The 18,509-nt window shown below is 64.9% G+C and carries 14 protein-coding genes and 1 tRNA gene; 12 read left to right on the forward strand and 3 right to left on the reverse strand.

Annotated features, from left to right (window positions below):
* Window positions 1–133: 133 nt before the first annotated feature.
* The 4 genes from V6M89_RS25765 to V6M89_RS25780 all read left to right on the forward strand — a co-directional run bounded on the left by V6M89_RS25765 (window position 134) and on the right by V6M89_RS25780 (window position 9,113).
* A complete protein-coding gene (locus tag V6M89_RS25765) occupies window positions 134–2,791 on the forward strand; it encodes a diguanylate cyclase domain-containing protein (protein ID WP_332855882.1) in 2,658 nt (885 codons plus the stop codon).
* An 87-nt stretch (window positions 2,792–2,878) separates the two neighbouring features.
* On the forward strand, window positions 2,879–4,126 hold the full coding sequence (locus V6M89_RS25770) for an exonuclease SbcCD subunit D C-terminal domain-containing protein (RefSeq protein WP_332855883.1): 1,248 nt from the start codon (window positions 2,879–2,881) through the stop codon (window positions 4,124–4,126).
* Window positions 4,123–7,929: an AAA family ATPase gene (locus tag V6M89_RS25775; protein WP_332855884.1), complete on the forward strand. Its 3,807-nt coding sequence runs from the start codon at window positions 4,123–4,125 to the stop codon at window positions 7,927–7,929. The genes V6M89_RS25770 and V6M89_RS25775 overlap by 4 nt, the downstream gene beginning before the upstream one ends.
* A 32-nt stretch (window positions 7,930–7,961) precedes the next feature.
* Window positions 7,962–9,113, forward strand: coding sequence for a serine hydrolase domain-containing protein (locus tag V6M89_RS25780; RefSeq protein ID WP_332855885.1), 1,152 nt, complete (start codon window positions 7,962–7,964; stop codon window positions 9,111–9,113).
* Between the two features lie 6 nt (window positions 9,114–9,119).
* Here the strand turns inward: V6M89_RS25780 and V6M89_RS25785 are convergent, their stop codons facing one another.
* Entirely contained in the window at window positions 9,120–9,275 is a 156-nt protein-coding gene (locus tag V6M89_RS25785; protein ID WP_199538385.1) for a hypothetical protein, read from the reverse strand.
* 135 nt (window positions 9,276–9,410) lie between these two features.
* Here V6M89_RS25785 and V6M89_RS25790 point away from each other — a divergent pair, with 135 nt between their 5' ends.
* The 4 genes from V6M89_RS25790 to V6M89_RS25805 all read left to right on the forward strand — a co-directional run bounded on the left by V6M89_RS25790 (window position 9,411) and on the right by V6M89_RS25805 (window position 12,615).
* Window positions 9,411–10,049, forward strand: coding sequence for a putative metalloprotease CJM1_0395 family protein (locus V6M89_RS25790; RefSeq protein ID WP_332855886.1), 639 nt, complete (start codon window positions 9,411–9,413; stop codon window positions 10,047–10,049).
* Window positions 10,050–10,090: 41 nt separating this feature from the next.
* A complete protein-coding gene (locus tag V6M89_RS25795; RefSeq protein WP_008449977.1) occupies window positions 10,091–10,300 on the forward strand; it encodes a hypothetical protein in 210 nt (69 codons plus the stop codon).
* 77 nt (window positions 10,301–10,377) lie between these two features.
* The gene (locus V6M89_RS25800) at window positions 10,378–11,322 is read left to right on the forward strand and encodes a hypothetical protein (protein ID WP_332855887.1); all 945 of its coding nucleotides are present in this window, start codon (window positions 10,378–10,380) and stop codon (window positions 11,320–11,322) included.
* A 105-nt stretch (window positions 11,323–11,427) separates the two neighbouring features.
* A complete protein-coding gene (locus tag V6M89_RS25805; RefSeq protein WP_332855888.1) occupies window positions 11,428–12,615 on the forward strand; it encodes a class I SAM-dependent methyltransferase in 1,188 nt (395 codons plus the stop codon).
* Here the strand turns inward: V6M89_RS25805 and V6M89_RS25810 are convergent.
* Complete coding sequence (locus tag V6M89_RS25810; RefSeq protein ID WP_332855889.1) at window positions 12,612–13,292, reverse strand: hypothetical protein; 681 nt, start codon at window positions 13,290–13,292, stop codon at window positions 12,612–12,614. The two genes, V6M89_RS25805 and V6M89_RS25810, sit on opposite strands and share 4 nt — an antisense overlap.
* A gap of 178 nt (window positions 13,293–13,470) precedes the next feature.
* Between V6M89_RS25810 and V6M89_RS25815 the strand changes: the two genes are divergently transcribed.
* From V6M89_RS25815 to dbpA, 4 genes are all read left to right on the forward strand, one after another.
* A tRNA-Met gene (locus tag V6M89_RS25815) sits at window positions 13,471–13,547 on the forward strand.
* A gap of 149 nt (window positions 13,548–13,696) precedes the next feature.
* Window positions 13,697–15,361: an acid phosphatase gene (locus V6M89_RS25820; RefSeq protein ID WP_332855890.1), complete on the forward strand. Its 1,665-nt coding sequence runs from the start codon at window positions 13,697–13,699 to the stop codon at window positions 15,359–15,361.
* A 78-nt stretch (window positions 15,362–15,439) separates the two neighbouring features.
* Entirely contained in the window at window positions 15,440–15,664 is a 225-nt protein-coding gene (locus tag V6M89_RS25825; protein WP_008449983.1) for a hypothetical protein, read from the forward strand.
* Between the two features lie 74 nt (window positions 15,665–15,738).
* The gene (dbpA, locus tag V6M89_RS25830) at window positions 15,739–17,157 is read left to right on the forward strand and encodes an ATP-dependent RNA helicase DbpA (protein WP_332855891.1); all 1,419 of its coding nucleotides are present in this window, start codon (window positions 15,739–15,741) and stop codon (window positions 17,155–17,157) included.
* 87 nt (window positions 17,158–17,244) lie between these two features.
* Here the strand turns inward: dbpA and V6M89_RS25835 are convergent, their stop codons facing one another.
* A complete protein-coding gene (locus V6M89_RS25835; RefSeq protein WP_332855892.1) occupies window positions 17,245–18,450 on the reverse strand; it encodes an MFS transporter in 1,206 nt (401 codons plus the stop codon).
* Window positions 18,451–18,509 lie beyond the last annotated feature (59 nt).

Genomic DNA, 18,509 nt, shown 5'->3' on the forward strand with positions numbered 1-18,509 from the left:
TAATAAAGAAATCAACATTGCCTGTGATCGGAAAGCGGTTTTTTTTGACTCGCCAGCCACAAACGTGACATTTCCGTGCAGAATATCCACACATGGCAAGCAGCTTCCTTTTCGCGGTGAACGTAGATTTTCGATGAACCCTTTTGCCACTCGCCCGTTCGTGAATTACATACGCCGCCTGTATCGCGCGATACTGCTGCCCGTGTTTGCACTGGCGCTGCTGGCGGCCATGTGGGCGGCCGCGACCTACCAGATCGGCCAGGAGAAGCAGAACGCCCATTACGAGGCGGTGCTGCATAGCCAGTCGCTGGCGCGCACGCTGGCCGAACACACCAACCACCTGCTGCGCCAGATCGACCACGCGACGCAGCTGTTCAAGCTCAAATACGAGGAAACCGGCGGCACGCTGCGGCTGGCCGAATTCACCCGCAGGAACGGCCTGCTCGATTCGCTGCTGCCGTCCAAGCTGGACCTGCCGCTGGCGCTGATCGGCGCCGATGGAAAACTGATCGATAGCCGCAACGGCTACTTCGCGCCGGACTTGCGCGAACAGCCGCTGTTGCTCCATCACGCCAACAATCCGGCCGATACGCCGCTGGTGTCGACCCCGGTGGTCGAACCGCGCACCAAGAAATGGCAGATCCTGATTTCGCGCCGGCTGAACGACAGTCGCGGCGAGTTCGCCGGCATCATCATGGTGATGATCGACCCCGCCGCCTTCGTCGAGGACTACGACCGCCTGACCGTCGATCCGGGCGGCGCGGTGCTGTTGATCAGCCGCGAAAACGGCATGTCCACCGCCCGCGTCGACGAACAGCTGATCATCAGCGACGCGATCGACTTCACGGCGGCGCAAGGCGGCGGGCAGCAATCGGACGAGCTGCTGCTGGCGCATCCGTTCGACGCCGTCGAACGCATCTACGGCTACACCGAGATGCCGCGCTACCTGATGCTGGCGGTGGTCGGCAACCCGGTCACCTCGGCGATGGCGACCTTCGAGCACCGGCGCGACATCTATTACAGGGCGGTGGCCGTCGCCTCGGTGCTGGTGCTGCTGTTTGTCGGCCTGCTGATGCAACAGGCGCACCGCCTGCGGCGCAGCGCGCGCATGATCACCGAAGCGCAGACCATGTTGCGGGCCGCGGCCGACGCCAGCATGGACGCGGTCTACCTGCTAAAGGCCTGCCATATGCGCGGCCCGTCCAAGGAAGTGGTCGACTTCACCATCGCCGACCTGAATGAACGCGGCGCGGCGCTGCTCGGCTCCACCGCAGAAGAAGTCAAGGGCAAGCGCCTGATCGAAGTGCTGCCGGCGCTGCACACCAAGGGTTTCCTCGAAAAATACAAGACGGTGCTGGCCAGCGGCAAGCCGCTGGAGGAGGAATTCGAGATCGACTTCCTGCCGGGCGCGGACCATCTGTGGCTGCACCATCAGATCGTCGCCATCCACGACGGCGTGGCCGTGACCACGCGCGATATCACGCCGCGCAAGGAAAGCGAACTGGCGATGCGCAAGAACCAGGCGGAGCTGGCGGCCGTCAACGACGCCTCGCCGCTTGGGTTGATACGGGCCGATCCCGCCGGCCACTGCACCTACGTCAACCGCACCTTCGAATTCATCACCGGGCTGACGCGCGAAGAGGCGCTGGGCGACCAGTGGATGCGGGCCATCCATCCCAACGACCGCCAGGTGTTGAAGGCGGCCCTGAACCACATGGCGAAAACCCGCGCGCCCTACCAGGACACAGTGCGCTGCGTGCACCCGGACGGCATGATGATCTGGATCTCGTTCAAGGTCGCGGCGATGGTGGTGGACGGCCAGATCTACGGCTTCGTCGGCACCGTGGACGACATCACCCACGTGCGCAAATCGGTGATGGCGCTGCGCGAGAGCGAATCGCGGCTGCGCACCATCGCCGACACGCTGCCGGCGATGGTGGCGTATGTCGACTCGGAGGAGATCTACCGCTTCCACAACGTCGCCTACGAGCGGGAATTCAACCGCACCGGCGTGACGGTGCTGGGCAAGAGCATCGAGGCGACCATGGGCGGGGAGCGCTATCAATTCCTGACGCCCTACATCAAACGCGCGCTGGCCGGCGAGACACTGACCTTCGAAGAGGAAGATCCCGATACCACCGTCGGCCGCACTTTCGAGGTGGTCTACATCCCGCAGATGGACGAAGACGGCGTCACCGTGATCGGCTTCCACGTCATGCGGCAGGACATCACGGCACAAAAGCGCGAGAAACAGCGCCTGCTCAAGCTGTCGCAGGTCGACGCGCTGACCGGGCTGACCAACCGCGCCGGCTTCCTGCAAAAGCTCCAGGACACGATGGCCTCCTGCCGCGAAAACCAGAGCCTGATGGCGGTGATGTACATGGATATCGACCGTTTCAAGCCGGTCAACGACACCTTTGGCCATAGCGTCGGCGATGCGCTGCTGAGGGCTTTTTCGGGGCGGCTCACGCACGCCGTGCGCGCCAGCGATACCGTCGCCCGCCTGGGCGGAGACGAGTTCACCATCATCATGGAGCGCATCGCCCGCGTCGACGCCGCCGATGCGCTGGCGACCAAGATCGTCACCGCGATGCAGGCGCCGTTCGACCTGGATGGCACGGTGGTGTCGATCTCCGCCAGCATCGGCCTGGCCTACTACCGCGGCGAGGATGTTACCCCGGCCGAGCTGCTGAACCGCGCCGACGTGCTGCTGTACGAGGCCAAACAAGGTGGCCGCAACACCTTCCGCGCCGGTCCCGCCCTGCCGACGACCACCAGCAACGCGGCCTAGCGGCAGGCCGATCCACTTTTATCAACTCATCCGGCGCCATCTTGCGCTATATTGTGCGCTTCCCGGCTGTTTTGATTACACATCTTCATGCGTCTGCTGCACACCTCCGACTGGCATCTCGGCCAATCCCTGCATAATTTCGAGCGTACTTACGAGCACCAGCGCTTCCTGGACTGGCTGCTGGACACCGTCGCCGCCGAACAGGCCGACGCGCTGCTGATCGCCGGCGACATCTTCGACAACGCCAATCCGTCGGCCGTGTCGCAGAAGCAGCTGTATCGATTTTTGCAGCAGGCCAGGGAGCGCGTGCCGCATCTGAACCTGGTGGTCATCGCCGGCAACCACGATTCGCCGGGGCGGCTGGAGGCGCCCGGGCCGCTGCTGGAAGCGCACGGCACGCGGGTGGTCGGCAGCGTGCAGCGCAAGGCGGACGGCGAGATCGACCTGGAGCAGCTGGTGCTGCCGCTGACCGGCCGTGGCGGCGCGGTGGAAGCCTGGTGCCTGGCGGTGCCCTTCCTGCGCCCAGGCGACGTGCCTCGCGTGGCGGCGGAGGAAGGCGCCGACCCGTATTTGGCCGGCATCGCCCTGCTCTACAAACAGGCGTTGGAACTGGCGCTGTCCAAACGCCAGCCAGGCCAGGCGATACTGGCCATGGGCCATTGCCACATGGTCGATGGCCAGATGTCCAACGATTCGGAACGCCGCATCGTCATCGGCGGCACCGAGATGCTGCCGGCGGGGATCTTCGACCCGGCCATCGTCTACGCCGCGCTGGGGCATTTGCATCTGGCGCAAAGCGTCGGCAAGCAGCAGCACATCCGTTATTGCGGCAGTCCGATTCCGCTGTCGTTTGCGGAGGTGGGCTATCAGCACCAGATCCTGCGCATCGATATCGAAGGCGGCGAAGTGCGCGAGATCGCGCCGCTGATGGTGCCGCGCGCGGTCCAGTTGCTGCGCATCCCCGCCAAACCGGCGCCGCTGGCGCAGGTGCTGGAGGAACTGGCGGCGCTGGATGTGCTGGATGGGCAACCGGCGGAACCGGAGCAGCAGCCCTTCCTGGAGGTGCGGGTGCGGCTGGATGCGCCGGAGCCCGGCCTGCGCGCGCGCATCGAGGCGGCGCTGGACGGCAAGCCGGTGCGGCTGGCCAAGATCGAGACCTCCAGCGCCGCGCGCAGCACCTCCATCGACGACGAGGTGATGACGCTGGACCAGCTGGAGCAGCTCAAGCCGGACGATATCTTCCGCCAGTTGTACCGGCAAAGGTTCGACAACGATGCGCCGACCGACCAGTTGAGCGCCTTCGCTGAATTGATGCTGACGCCGGGGCAGCCATGAGAATCCTGAAAATCGGCGGCAAGAACCTGGCGTCATTGGCGGGCGAATTCGGCGTGGACTTCGAGCAGGAGCCGTTGGCGTCGACCGGCCTGTTCGCCATCAGCGGCCCGACCGGCGCCGGCAAAAGCACCCTACTCGACGCGCTATGCCTGGCGCTGTACGACGCCACGCCGCGCCTGCTGAAGGTCGCCGGCCGCAGCTACCTGACCGACGTCGGCGCGGAGACCGTCTCCACGCAGGACACCCGCACGCTGCTGCGTCGCGGCACGGCCGAGGGTTACGCGGAAGTGGATTTCGTCGGCAACGACGGCGCTTCGTACCGCGCCCGCTGGAGCGTGCGCCGTTCGCGCACAAAGGCCGAAGGCGCATTGCAACCGACCGCCATGACGCTGCATCTGCTGCCGTCGCTGCAAGCCATCGGCGGCACCAAGACCGAAGTCAAGGTGGAAATCGAGAAGCGCATCGGCCTGTCGTTCGAGCAGTTCACGCGCGCCGTGCTGCTGGCGCAGAACGAGTTCTCCGCCTTCCTCAAGTCCGAGGACAATGAACGCGGCGAGCTGCTGGAGACGCTGACCGGCAGCACCGTCTACAGCGAGATCTCGATGCGGGCCTTCGAACGCGCCAAGCTGGAACAGGCGGCCCTGCAAAGACTGAGCGCCCGCCTGGCCGACCAGAAGCCATTGAGCGCAGATCAGCGCGGCGAGCTGGAAGCGCACAGCGCGACCGCAGCCGCCGAGCTGCAGGTGCTGGAACAGCGCAAAGCCGAACTGGAACAGGAACTGCGCTGGCATAAACAGGCCGAGAAACTAGCTGAAGAAGAGCAGTCGGCGCTGCAGGCCAGCCAGGCCGCCGTCGCCGAAGTGGAAGCATCGGCGCCGCGCCGCACCGCACTGGCGCGCATCGCCGCTGTGCAGCCGGCGCGTCCGCTGGCCGGTGAGATCGACCGCATCGCCGCCGACATCGCAGCCACGCAAGCGGCCATCGCCGCCAGCACGCAGGATGCCGCGCTCGCAGCGCAGGCGCTGGAGCGCGCCACGACGGCGCAAGCGCAGGCCTCCTCGCAAGTGCAGGAATCGGAAGCAGCCCAACGCGCAGCCGCGCCGCAGCTGGACCAGGCCAAGGCGCTCGACGCCCGCATCGAAGCCATGCTGCCCGCTTACCGCCAGGCCGCAGCCGCGTGCGAAAAGGCCGATCAGGCGGATGCCGCCGCCAGGGCCGCGCAAACCGAACGCCAGGATGAACGCAAGCGCCTGGGCGCGCAGCATGAAGCAGGCGTCGCCTGGCTGGCGCAGCACAAACAATGGCAGACGATGGCGCAGTCGTGGGAGCGCTGGGATGTACTGTTCGTGCAGGCCGGCCAAGCTGCTTCACAAGCCGAGAAGCTGAGCGGCGCGCTGGCCCGCGTGCAACGCAACGCCAAGGCCCATCGTGACGAAGAGGCAGACGCCAGCGGCAAGCTGGCCGCCTCCAGCGTCACCCTGCAAACACTGGAAGCGCAACGGCAGGAGACGGCGCGTACGCTGGCGGCCTTCCCCGCCGAACAGTTGCAGACATCGCGCCACGACCTGGAGCAGCGCCGTGATCAGTTGGCGTCCGCAGAAAGAATCTGGATCGAACTCGATGCACGGCAATCGCGCCATGCGCATATCCAGGCGCAGTCCGCGCAGCTGCGGCAGGCGGTGGAAGCGGCTGAGATCCAGCTGAAGGTGGCGCAGCAGGAAGGCGTCGGCATCCTGGCCACCTTCTCGCAGGCGGAGCGTTCGCTGAAGCTGGCGGAAGCCGCCTGCGCCAGGAACGTGGAATCGTTGCGCGCCGCGCTGGAAGACGATACGCCTTGCCCGGTATGTGGATCGAACGAACATCCGTATCGCCACGATAACGACGGCCTGCATGACATGCTGGCCGAGTTCCAGGCGGAAGTCACCCGCTGCCGCCAGCAGATGGAGGCCAATGTCAACCAGCAGGCGGCGCAACGCGCCACCGAGCAGGCCAGCCTTGAACAACTGAACGCGCTGGCCAGCGAAGGCCGCACCGTGGCGCAAGCGCTGGAGCGCGTCGCCGCCGCGTGGCACAGCCACCTGCACGCCTCGGACCGGGACGAAGCCGCGTCGCAGTTGGCGGCGTCGCTGCCGCCGGAGCCTGAGCGCACCGGCTGGTTCGTCGCGCAACTGGAGATGGTGCGCGACGCGCTGCAAGCCATCGAACGGCAGGAACGCGCCCTGCATGCGGCTCGCATCGCCCGCGACCAGGCGCAATCGGCCTACGACCTGGCGGCGGCCGAGCACACGCGCTTGCAAAGCGTCGCCTCGCAGGCGCAGACCGCGTTGGCGCAATCGAATACGGAACACAAGGCGCTGGACGACCAGCGCATCGAAATCGCCTTGACGCTGAGCGCCCTGCTCGCCGACCTGGACCCGGCCTTCAGCGGCGGCGACATCCCGAGCGACGAGTGGAAGGACGACTGGAAGGCCGGCCCCGCCCGATTCTACGAAGCCCGCCAGGCCGAGAGCCGGCAATGGCTGGCGCAACGCGCCGCCTATGACGAACGGGCCGCAGCCATCGCCACCGTCGACGTCGAGGTGAAGGCGCTCAATGAAGCGCAGGCCAAGGCCGGCCTGGACGCCGTCAACGCCCGCGTTATCTACAGCAGCGCCGATGCCGCGCTCAAAGACATGCAGCAGCAACGCATGGCGCTGTGGGGCGGCAAGGAAGTGCGCGACGTCGAAACGGCGCTCATCGCCGCCATCGACGCCGCCAGGGAGCGCCTCGCCGGCCTGCAAACCGCCGCGCAGCAAGCGGCTCACGCCCGTGCCCGCGCGGACGAGGCGCAGGCCCAGGCCGCGCAACGGTTGGCCACACTGCACGGCGCATCGGCATCGGCGGCGGCCACGCTATCCGACTGGATCGCCGCATTCCAGCAGCGCCAGCCCGACGCCGGCCTGCGCGACCTGGAGCACCTGCACGCACTGCTGGCCCACTCCGCCGAGGAAGTCGACGCCGAACGCGCCGCGCTGCAAGCCATCGACCGCGCCGCCGACAACGCCGCCACCGTGCTCAATGAACGCCAGCGCCAGCGCGAGCAGCACCAGTTATCCGCACCGCCGGAGCGCGTGTCGGCAGACGAGCAAACGCCGATCGCACTGCTAGCCGCCGCACTGAACGAGCTGGCGATCGAACGCAAAACAGCCCACGACCAAGCCACCGCCCTGCAACTGGCGCTGGCCCAGGACGACGCCAAGCGCCAGCAATCGCAAGCCATGCTGGCCGAGATCGAGCAACAGGAAGCGATCGAACAGCGCTGGGCGCGCATGAACGACCTGATAGGCTCGGCCGACGGCAAGAAGTTCCGCAACTACGCCCAGCAATTCACGCTGGACGTCCTGCTGGGTTACGCCAACGCCCACCTGAACCACCTGGCGCGGCGCTACCAGCTGGAACGCATCGACAACCCGGCCAGCCCGTCGCTGGCCCTGCTGGTGCGCGACCAGGACATGGGCGGCGAGATGCGCTCGGTGCATTCGCTGTCCGGCGGCGAATCGTTCCTGGTGTCGCTGGCGCTGGCGCTGGGACTGGCCTCGTTGTCGTCCAACCGCGTGCGCGTCGAATCACTGTTCATCGACGAAGGCTTCGGCAGCCTGGATGCAGAAACCCTGCGCGTGGCCATGGATGCGCTGGACGGCCTGCAAGCGATGGGCCGCAAGGTCGGCGTCATCTCGCACGTGCAGGAAATGACCGAACGGATCGCCGTGAAAATATTGGTACAACCTTCGGCAGGTGGCAAAAGCGCGGTCACAGTGCAGTAGAATGGTGTTTTATTGATAATTCAGGCTGCTACATGAAATTGCTGCTTCGTCTGTGTTTCTGCTTGTCGACCGCACTGCCGCTTGCCCATGCCGCGCCCTGCGCCGCGCCATTCGCGCAAGGCGATGGCTGGGAACTTGCGGCGCCAGAAGCATCGGGCTTCAACGCCAACGCGCTGTGCGTCACGCTGACCGCGCTGGCCCGGGGCAAGGACAATATCCACGGCATCGTCATTGAACGCCACGGCAAGCTGGTGGCGGAGATGTACCGCACCGGCAAGGACCGCTCGATCCGGCGCGGACTGGGCGTATGGCCGCCGTTCGCGCCGACGGTCGAATTCGGACCGGACACGCTGCACGACGTGCGCTCGATCGGCAAGAGCGTCATCGGCCTGCTGGTCGGCATCGAGAAGCAGCGCGGCAAAATCGGCGCGCTCACCACGCCGGTGCTGGACTACTACCCCGAATACCAGGACCTGCGAACGCCGCTGCTGAACGCCGTCAACCTCGAACACCTGCTGACCATGAGCGGCGGCTGGAAGTGGGACGAAGGCGCGCAGCCCAACAACGAGCTGCGGCTGTTCTGGAAAACCGACCAGCTGCGCTATGTGCTGGAGCGCCCCATCGTCGCGCCGCCTGGCGCGGTGTGGAACTACAACGGCGGCGGCACCACCATCCTGGCCGACATCGTCAGCCGCGTCAGCGGCCAGCCGTGGATCGAGGTGGCCCGCAAGGACTTGTTCGAACCGCTGGGCATCCTGCAGTGGGAATGGGTGACCGACTTGCGCGGCCGGCCGGCGGCGTTTGCGGGACTACGCCTGCGTCCGCGCGACATGGCCAAGCTGGGGCGGCTGATGCTGAACCACGGCCGCTGGAACGGCCGCCAGATCGTGGCCGAGGAATGGGTGGATGAATCGCTGAAGCCGCGCCTGAGCGTGGGCTTCCGGAGTCCGGGCAACCAGCCGGACGAGCTGCATTACGGCTACCAGTGGTGGGACGGCACGGCGGCCTGGCATGGCCACCGCACGTCGTGGAGCGCCGCCTTCGGCAACGGCGGCCAGCGCATCTTCATCGTGCCGGAGCTGGACCTGACGGTGGTCATCACCGCCGGCGACTACGGCTCGGATGCGATGGGCGCGAAGGTCAACCAGCTGCTGCACACGCTGATCGCCACTGTCAGCGACTAGAAACTCCTAGCGTTCGCGGCGCTCCTTTCGCTCCAGCTTGAGCATCTCCCACCCCAGCTCGCGGCGGATTTGCTGGGCGTCCGGCGGCGGGCGCCGTTCCGCGATTTGCGTCTGCAACCACTGCCGCACAGATTCTTTGCTCGGTTGCTTCTTTTGGTCCATGGTCTTGCCTCTTTGGTGGAAGATGATCCCCAGTAGACCTTCAACGCGGGCGCGCCGCGCCAGTTGACCTGCGGGCCTCCGCTAATTTGCAACCATTTGCTACAGATTTGCTATCATTCAGACGAGCAGGAGGCAATGCACACCACCATGAGCATAGGCGCCATATCACCGAGTTCCGCCAGCCAGCCGCCGGCGCGCGCGACGCCGCCGGCGCAGGTGACGTCGTCGGTCACGCCTGCGGGGCCGGCTTCCGCCTCGACCAGCTCATCCCCGAACACCAATTTTTCCGGCAGCGACTCCGTCACCAACCTGACGCCGGAGGCGCTGGCCCTGGTCGCCCAGCTGAAAGCCCGCGACACCGAGGTGCGCCAGCACGAGCAAGCGCATATGGCCACCGCCGGCGGCCTGGCCACTTCCGGCGCTTCCTACACCTATCAGCGCGGGCCGAACGGGGTCGATTACGCCATCGGCGGCGAGGTGCATATCGATACATCGCCCGGCCGCACGCCGCAAGAGACCATCGAGCGGGCCCACACGATACAGGCGGCGGCGCTGGCGCCGGCCGATCCCTCCGGCGCCGACCGCGCGGTGGCGGCCCAGGCGGCGCAGCTGGAACTGCAAGCCCGCGCCGAACTGGCGACGGAGCAGCTGGAACAGGCGGCGGCCCGGCTCAGCGGCCCGGGATCGGGTTCAGAGTCCGGCGACGCCGCCAAAGTCCGGCGCACCTACGAAACGCCGCCGCTGGTGCCGCCCAAGCTGGACATCTATGCCTGAGTGATAGAATCCCGCCTTTGCCAGTCCAACCAAGAGCAACCATGTTAAAAGCACCACGCACCCTGACCTTCAAATGCGCGAAATGCGCCAAAGCCGTGCAAGTCCGCCTGCAAAAGGTGTCGGCCTGCTCGCACATCCAGCCCTACCTGGGAATTTGCGCCTGCGGTGAAGTCAAACACCACGCCATCGGCCAGAAAGACGCCGTCGCTTCCTACCTGGCGGCGCCGGAAGGCTGGACCCACCATCATTAATCTTTGCGCAGGCCTCAAGAAATCGCCAGCGGCACCGTTATAGAAGTACTATCAAACGGAATCCGCTGGAACCTGCCATGTCTATCCTACCTGCTCTCGGCCCCCGCGCTTTGCCAGCGCCCCTCTATGGCGCCAACACGCGCAATGACGGCAAGACGGCCGGCCCGACCGCGTCCGCGCCAGTGAAGGCAGCCAATTCTTCGCCGGCGTCGCTGTCCAACGACGCGCTGGCGCAGCATGTGGCCACAGTCGGCAATGCGACGGTCGATTTCGCACAGGATTTCGTCAATAGCTTCGCCACCTCACTGTTCGGCGACGCAGGCAAGAATGCGACCATCAGTTTCGACTCGGCCAGCCTGGACACCTCGTCCAGCTTCGCCGTAGGCGTGCAGCATAGCTCGGGGCCGAACGGCAGCAGCGACGCCGCCGCTTTCGACCTGATCGACAGCTCGCACTTCATCGGCAAGGGCACGATCACCACCGCCGACGGCCGCAAATTCGATTTCGAAGTGGAAGTGCAGTACGACGCTGAACTGAGCGGCGCCGCCAGCCAGAGCACCGGCGACAGTCAAAGCACCAGCGACAGCCGGCCATCCAGCGACGCCGCCAGCAAGCGGCCAGTGGCTTCCAATGGCGCCAGCACCGACAACCTGCCCTCGGTACAAGTGCCGAACATCGACTTCCCGGGCACGCTGGCCGACCTGTTCCAACTGATCGGCCGCGACCTGCACTCGGCGCTGTCGACCGGCGACAGCTCGCCGAGCCAGACCAGCAACGGCATCGACCGCAATACGCTGCGCAACCTGTCGCTGCGTCTTCTCAGCCTGGTCAACAGCAAGGACACCAACACCTACAGCGCGCCTACCGCCGCCGACAAGGCCAAACCGGCCGGCGACGTTACCGACGCCACCGATGTGCAAACGGCATCGGCCCCCATCAAGGCGGGACCGGCGGGCGTGAGCGCACTGCCCGCGCCGGCCGACGATCCGATCTCGACCACCGCCAAAGACGCCACCAGCTAAGCGCCAAGTATAATAAGCGCCTCAACACCAAAACGCCGGCAGGGATGGACACCATCCCCGGCGTTTTTTGTGCTTCCGCTTATTACACCTACCGATTGCCCCGACATGTCCGCACAAACCACCGCCTCCCCTACGCCGCAACAGATCCACTGGGAGGAGAACGGCGTGCAGTGCGCCGCGCGCTGGCGCTCCGAAGCCGGCATGGCGCCGCCGAAACGCGTCGTCATCGCCGACGACCGCACCAACGCCGACGTGGCCTACCGCCTGGCCTGCGAAGGCACGGCATTGCTGTGGCGCGGCGACTTCCAGAACGCCCGCCAGCTGCTGCAAGCGCTGGCGCGCCGCGCCGACCACAAGGCCAAGCCGGCCAAGAAAGCCAAGCAGGCCAAAGTGCCAGCCACGCCGACCGAAGCCTTCCACCTGCATCGCCAGGCGCAATCGCAACGCGCGCGCACCTTGGCCATGCTGCTGATTCCTTTCGACGCCGCCTACGCCATCCCGCTGCGCCGCGCGCCGGACGTGCAGCTGGCCTGCAACGAGGCTTACGGCCGCTTCGAGGAACCGTTCGTCGCCTCGCTGCGCGAGCTGCTGGGCGTGATCGGCGCGCACGAATGGCGCCGCACCGGCGTGGAGATCCCGGCGTTGGACGCGCGCATCCACCCGCATTACGGCGTGTTCTCGCCGGTGCGCGGCGAGTATGTGGAACTGGTGGCGAATACGCCGCTGCCGGCCGGCGTCAAGCTGGCCTACGACATCGGCGCCGGTACCGGCGTGCTGTCGGCGGTGCTGGCCAAGCGCGGCGTGGCGCGCGTGATCGCCACCGACCAGGACCAGCGGGCGCTGAGCTGCGCGCGCGAAAACCTGGCGCGGCTGGACCTGGACGGCCAGGTCGAGCTGCTGGAAGCGGATCTGTTCCCTGAAGGCCGGGCGCCGCTGGTGGTGTGTAACCCACCGTGGGTGCCGGCGCGTCCGAGCTCGCCGATTGAATATGCGGTCTACGATCCGGACAGCCGCATGCTGCGCGGTTTCCTGGCCGGCCTGTCGGCCCATCTGACGCCGGGTGGCGAGGGCTGGCTGATCCTGTCGGACCTGGCCGAGCACCTGGGCCTGCGTCCGCGTGTAGACCTGATGGAATGGATCGCCGCCGCCGGCCTGAAAGTCATCGACCGCCACGACGTGCGCCCTACCCACCCGCGCGCCGCCGATGCGACCGATCCGCTGCACGCAGCCCGTGCCGCCGAAGTCACGTCGCTGTGGCGCCTGGCTGCCAACCAGGCTGGGACAGCAGTCTAGCCCGGAACGTCGAGCCGGGTGCCATCTTTGAACACGATGGCCTGGACTTCAAAGTTCAGCTTGATCTTGTCAGCCTCGGCGTTCCACATTCTCATATGGTCCGGCAAGAACTGATTAATCGTCATGCCGGCGCCTTTCTCCGAAATACCTTGCCTGGCGTCGACGCCGTGTTCGTTGGACCAGACGATATCAATGATGCTGTCGCCAAACATGTCGGTGAAATGCAGAATGCCCTTGAAGCCAGCGATATCCTTGTCGCCTTTATTGGTGAAGGTAAGGTCCATGAACACTACACGTTGCTGAAATTCCCCGGTCGAGTTATGTTTCCCCATCAACTTGACCGCCAGCATCTTCTCCAAGGCTTCCTGCTGGGCCTTGCGCTCGGCTAGCGCTTTCTTGTTTAACGCCTCCGCTTTCGCAGCCTCGGCTTCTTCCTTGGCCTGCCATGCCTCCTGATCCTTGATTGCCTGGCCAACGGTGACGCCCGCGGGCGGCTCCTGGCCGGCGAGAAGGCTACGAGCGACATACCCCATGAGCTTGGCGCCTTCGTCAGCGGTGAGTTTCTTGCCGATTTCTTGTTTTTGCTCGTCCGTCAGCTTCGCGACCTCGTAGTTATGGGGATTGGAACACCCCAGGAGCGTGCACGCTACAAGCGCCGCCACGAACACTTGCTTCATACGCCGAAATTCCACTGCTGGCATCATTTTTTTCCTTTATATTGAGACAATTACAAGGAGTCTACCCGTAAAGATGCGATAAACATAAGTACTGCTTAAAAAATCCCGATGAATATAAGTGGCTCTTATTTTTCCCCTTGCGGAATACAAAAGGCCTATGTATAATTCGGGCCTCAGACGCGGGGTGGAGCAGTCTGGCAGCTCGTCGGGCTCATAACCCGAAGGTCACAGGTTCAAATCCTGTCCCCGCAACCAGATTCGATAAGCCGTTGATTTCTTTCAGGAATCAACGGCTTTTTCTGTTTACAGCGCCGATTCCCTTGGCGTGCAGCCTTATCCTCGATATACCCAATCCGTCATAAAACTGTCACAATTGCTCTTTTTGGTTACCTAGGGAGACGCGTGTGAAGGATCAAGTTCAGGTTTCAGCCCAACAGGAGCAGGATGCTCCCGCCAGTCCATCGCGCCGCCGCATCTTCCAGGCCGCAGCCGCTACCGGCATGGCCGCTTCCCTGCCCGTCCTGAGCGAAGCCGCCACCGCCAAGCCGGCCGCCGCCAAAGGCTCGCTGGACGCCAAGCTGCAAGCCCACATCAAGAACGTGGTCGTGATCTACCTGGAAAACCGCAGCTTCAACAACCTGTTCGCCAACTTCCCCGGCACCGCCGCGCCGTTGTCGGCCGCCACCGCAGCCGCCTGCCAGCAGCGCGACTTCGACGGCTCCGTGCTGCCCACGCTGCCGAAAGCCTGGGGCGGCATGGTGCCCAATACCCAGGACATCGGCGGCAAAAAATACGTGCTGAAGGAAGACGACGTCAAGAACCTGCCGAACGGCCCGTTCAAACTGGTCGACATCGAAGGCAAGCCGCTGCCGGAAGCCGTCATCACGCGCGACCTGTGGCACCTGTTCTACCAGAACCAGATGCAGATCAACGGCGGCAAGAACGACGGCTTCGCGGCCTGGGGCAACACCGGCGGCATGGTCATGGGCTACTACGGCGAGACCAGCAAAAACCTCGGCCTGTGGAAGATCGCCGAACAGTACACGCTGTGCGATAACTTCTTCATGGCGGCCTTCGGCGGCTCCTACCTGAACCACCAGTTCCTGATCTCCGGCCGCACGCCCGAATACTTCAACGCCAAGGACACCGCCGCCAAGAAGAAAATCGCGGTGCTGGACGACGGCCCGACCGGCATGCGCCTGTCCGTGACCAAGGAAAGCCCCGCCTCGGCGATGGATGGTCATCCCATCTACACCAACAACGGCGCCATCACGCCGGACGGCTACGCGGTCAACACCATGGCGCCGCCTTACCAGCCGAGCTACATCCGCCCTGCCTTCGACGGCGATCCGCTGCTGGCCGATCCAAAAGATGCCGGCACCCTGCCGCCGCAAACCTACGACACCATCGGCGACCTGCTGTCGGCCAAGAAGGTCAGCTGGGCATGGTACGGCGGCGCGTGGCAGGCGGCGCTCGACGCGCGCGGCGGCGGCGAGAAGCCTAACTTCCAGTACCACCACCAGCCGTTCAACTACTTCAAGCAGTTCGCCCCCGGCACCGCCGCGCGCGCGGAACACCTGCGCGACGGTGGCCTGGGCGACAGCCCGATCTCGAACAAATTCATCGCCGACGCCATCGCCGGCAAGCTGCCTGCGGTGACCTTCTACAAACCGCAAGGGAACCTGAACCTGCACGCCGGCTACTCGGACATCGAGTCGGGCGACGCCCACATCACCAACGTGATCGAGCACCTGAAGAAGTCCCCTCAGTGGAAGGACATGGTCATCGTGATCACCTTCGATGAAAACGGCGGCTGGTGGGACCACGTGGCGCCGCCGAAGGGCGACCGCTGGGGCCCGGGCTCGCGCATCCCGGCCATCGTGGTCTCGCCGTACGCGAAAAAAGGCCAGGTCGATCACAGCTTCTACGACACCACCTCGATCATGCGCTTCATCACCCGCCTGCACGGCCTGCCGCTGCTGGAAGGCCTGAAGCTGCGCAACGACGCTTTCGCCGCCCGCAACGCGCTGCCGCCGGGCGACCTGACGGGAGCGCTGAGCTTCCGTTGAGTTTGGGCTTTGTGTTACACTTCGCCCTTAACTTACACTGAGCCCGACTGCTACAGCCGGGCTTTTGTTTTTTTTCAGATGAGAGATAAAAAAGATAACGCTACGTTCGACCTGCCCGGCTTCAGCCCGGCCGCGCCGCTCGAACCGGAAGCAAAGCGTCCGCCGCCGCCACGCGGCAAGCGCGCCACACTCAAGCAAGTGCAACTGGAACTGCTGGAACCGACCGACACCTCCGGATTGCCGGTCTGGGTGCGCGACGAAAACCTGGACCTCACCGGCTTGCCGGTGTGGGCGCCAAACTAATAACAACCCGATTATCACAGCGTCAGCGAGCCTGTTAGACTGTGACCACGTCCTTTTTGAACAGGTCTGACACCATGACATCCACCGACTCCACCGCGTTTTCCAGCCTGCCGCTGACCACCGCCCTCCTGGACAATCTCGATTCGCTCGGCTACAAGGAGATGACGACGATCCAGGCGCAAAGCCTGCCGTCGGTGCTGGCTGGCCGCGACCTGATCGCCCAGGCCAAGACCGGCAGCGGCAAGACCGCCGCTTTCGGCATCGGCATCCTGGCCAAGCTCAATCCCGCCTGGTTCGCCGTGCAGGCGCTGGTGCTGTGCCCTACCCGCGAACTGGCAGACCAGGTGGCCAATGAGCTGCGCCGCCTGGCGCGCGCCACCGGCAACGTCAAGGTGCTGGTGCTGACCGGCGGTTCGCCGATGCGTCCGCAGATCGCCTCGCTGGAGCATGGCGCCCACATCGTGGTCGGCACGCCGGGCCGCGTGCGCGATCACCTGGGCCGCGCCACGCTGGACCTGTCGAAGGTCGAAACGCTGGTGCTGGACGAAGCGGACCGCATGACCGACATGGGCTTCTACGACGAAATCGCCGGCATCGTCAGCGCCTGCCCGAAACGTCGCCAGACCTTGCTGTTCTCGGCCACCTACCCGGACGACATCCGCCGCGCCACCGACTCCTTCCTGGCCGATCCGGTCGAAGTGACGGTCGAAGCGCAGCACGACAACAGCCAGATCGAACAGCTGTTCTTCGAGATCGGCTTCGACGAGCGCACCTCCGCCGTGGCGCGCCTGCTGGGCCACTACAAGCCGGTATCGGCCATCGCCTTCTGCAACACCAAGGTGCAATGCCGCGAGCTGGTGGAAGAGCTGCAATCGAAAGGCTTCTCCGCCATGGCGTTGTACGGCGAACTGGAACAGAAGGAACGCGACGAGATCCTGGTGCTGTTCTCCAACCGCAGCTGCTCCGTGCTGGTGGCCACCGACGTCGCCGCGCGCGGCCTGGACATCCCTAACCTGGAAGCGGTGATCAACGTCGACGTGTCGAAGGACACCGAGGTGCACATCCACCGCATCGGCCGCACCGGCCGTGGCGCCGAACAAGGCCTGGCCCTGTCGCTGTGCGCGCCGAACGAGAAGAAGTGGGTCAAGCTGATCGAGGAATACCAGAAGGCGCCGGTCGAATGGTTCGACCTGAAAAGCCTGGACGACAACGAATACGGCGTCGATCCGGCACCGATGATGACGCTGGTGATCTCGGGCGGCAAGAAGGACAAGCTGCGTCCGGGCGACCTGCTGGGCGCACTGACCGGCGACGCCGGCCTCTCGAAAGAACAAGTCGGCAAGATCAACGTGTTCGAGTTCCAGACCTACGTGGCGATCGACCGCCGCGTGGCCTACGATGCCTTCGAGCGCCTCAGCAAGAACAACCCGCTGGGCGGCGACTTCGGCGCCATCAAAGGCCGCAACTTCAAGATGCGCTTCATCGAGTCCTAAGGCGTCATTCCCGCGAAAGCGGGAATCCATGCGGCGCGACCGGAGCCGATTCAGTATGGATTCCCGCCTGCGCGGGAATGACGTTGGCTAACGGTGCGGCTGCTCGATATGCGGCAGCAGCACCGTGAGTATGCCCAGCAGCGGCAGGAACGAACACAGTTTGTACACATAGGCGATGCCGGCTACGTCGGCGATATGCCCCATGGCGGCGGCGCCGATGCCGCTCACGCCAAACATCAATCCAAAGAATATCCCCGCAATCATGCCGACCTTGCCCGGCATGAGCTCCTGCGCGAACACCACGATGGCGGAAAACGCCGACGAGATCACAAAGCCGATCACCACCGACAGCACGGCCGTCCAGGCCAGGCCGACGTAAGGCAGCATCAGCGTGAACGGCGCCGCGCCGAGAATTGAGATCCAGATCACGCGCTTGCGGCCGATACGATCGCCGATCGGCCCGCCCATGAAGGTGCCCGCCGCCACCGCCGCCAAGAACAGGAAAAGATACAGCTGCGCCGACGATACCGACAGGCCGAATTTATCGATCAGGTAGAAGGTGTAGTAGCTGCTCAAGCTGGACATGTAGATGTACTTGGAGAAGACCAGCAGCGCCAGCACCGTCAACGCGCCATAAACGCGGCCTTTGGATAAAGGCGATACGGCATGCGATGCGGTTTTGCGCGGCAGTCCGGCCAGGTGCGCGCTGTGCCAGCGGCCCACGCGCACCAGCACCACAATCGCCACCATCACGAGCAGCGCAAACCAGGCGATATTGCCCTGCCCACGCCCGATGATGATGGCCGCAGCCAGCAAAGGCCCGAGCGCCGAGCCGACATTGCCGCCAACCTGAAACAGCGACTGCGCAAAACCGAACCGCCCACCCGAGGCGATGCGCGCCACGCGCGAAGCCTCCGGGTGGAAGGTCGAGGAACCGACGCCGATCAGCGCAGCGGCCACCAGCAAAGCCGGGAAGCTGCCGGCGACAGACATCATCAGCACGCCGATCAGCGTGGAGACCATCCCCAGCGGCAGCAGGAAAGGCAGCGGGCGGCGGTCGGTGTACAGGCCTATCCAAGGTTGCAGCAGCGAGGCGGTGCACTGGAAGGTCAGCGTGATCAGGCCGACCTGCGCGAACGTCAGGCCGAACTGCGCCTTCAGCATCGGATAGATCGACGGCAGCATCGCCTGCGTCAGGTCGTTCAGCAGATGGACCAGGGCGACGGCGCCGAGGATGGAGATAACGGTGTCGCCGTGGGGACGGCTGGCGGAAGCGAATGTGGAGGTATTCATGCGAGCCAGTGTAATATGGCCGAAAATCCTATCTATTCCATTTTTCGTCGAATAAGTGA

Source organism: Duganella sp. S19_KUP01_CR8, assembly GCF_036688705.1.
GTDB lineage: Bacteria > Pseudomonadota > Gammaproteobacteria > Burkholderiales > Burkholderiaceae_D > Rugamonas.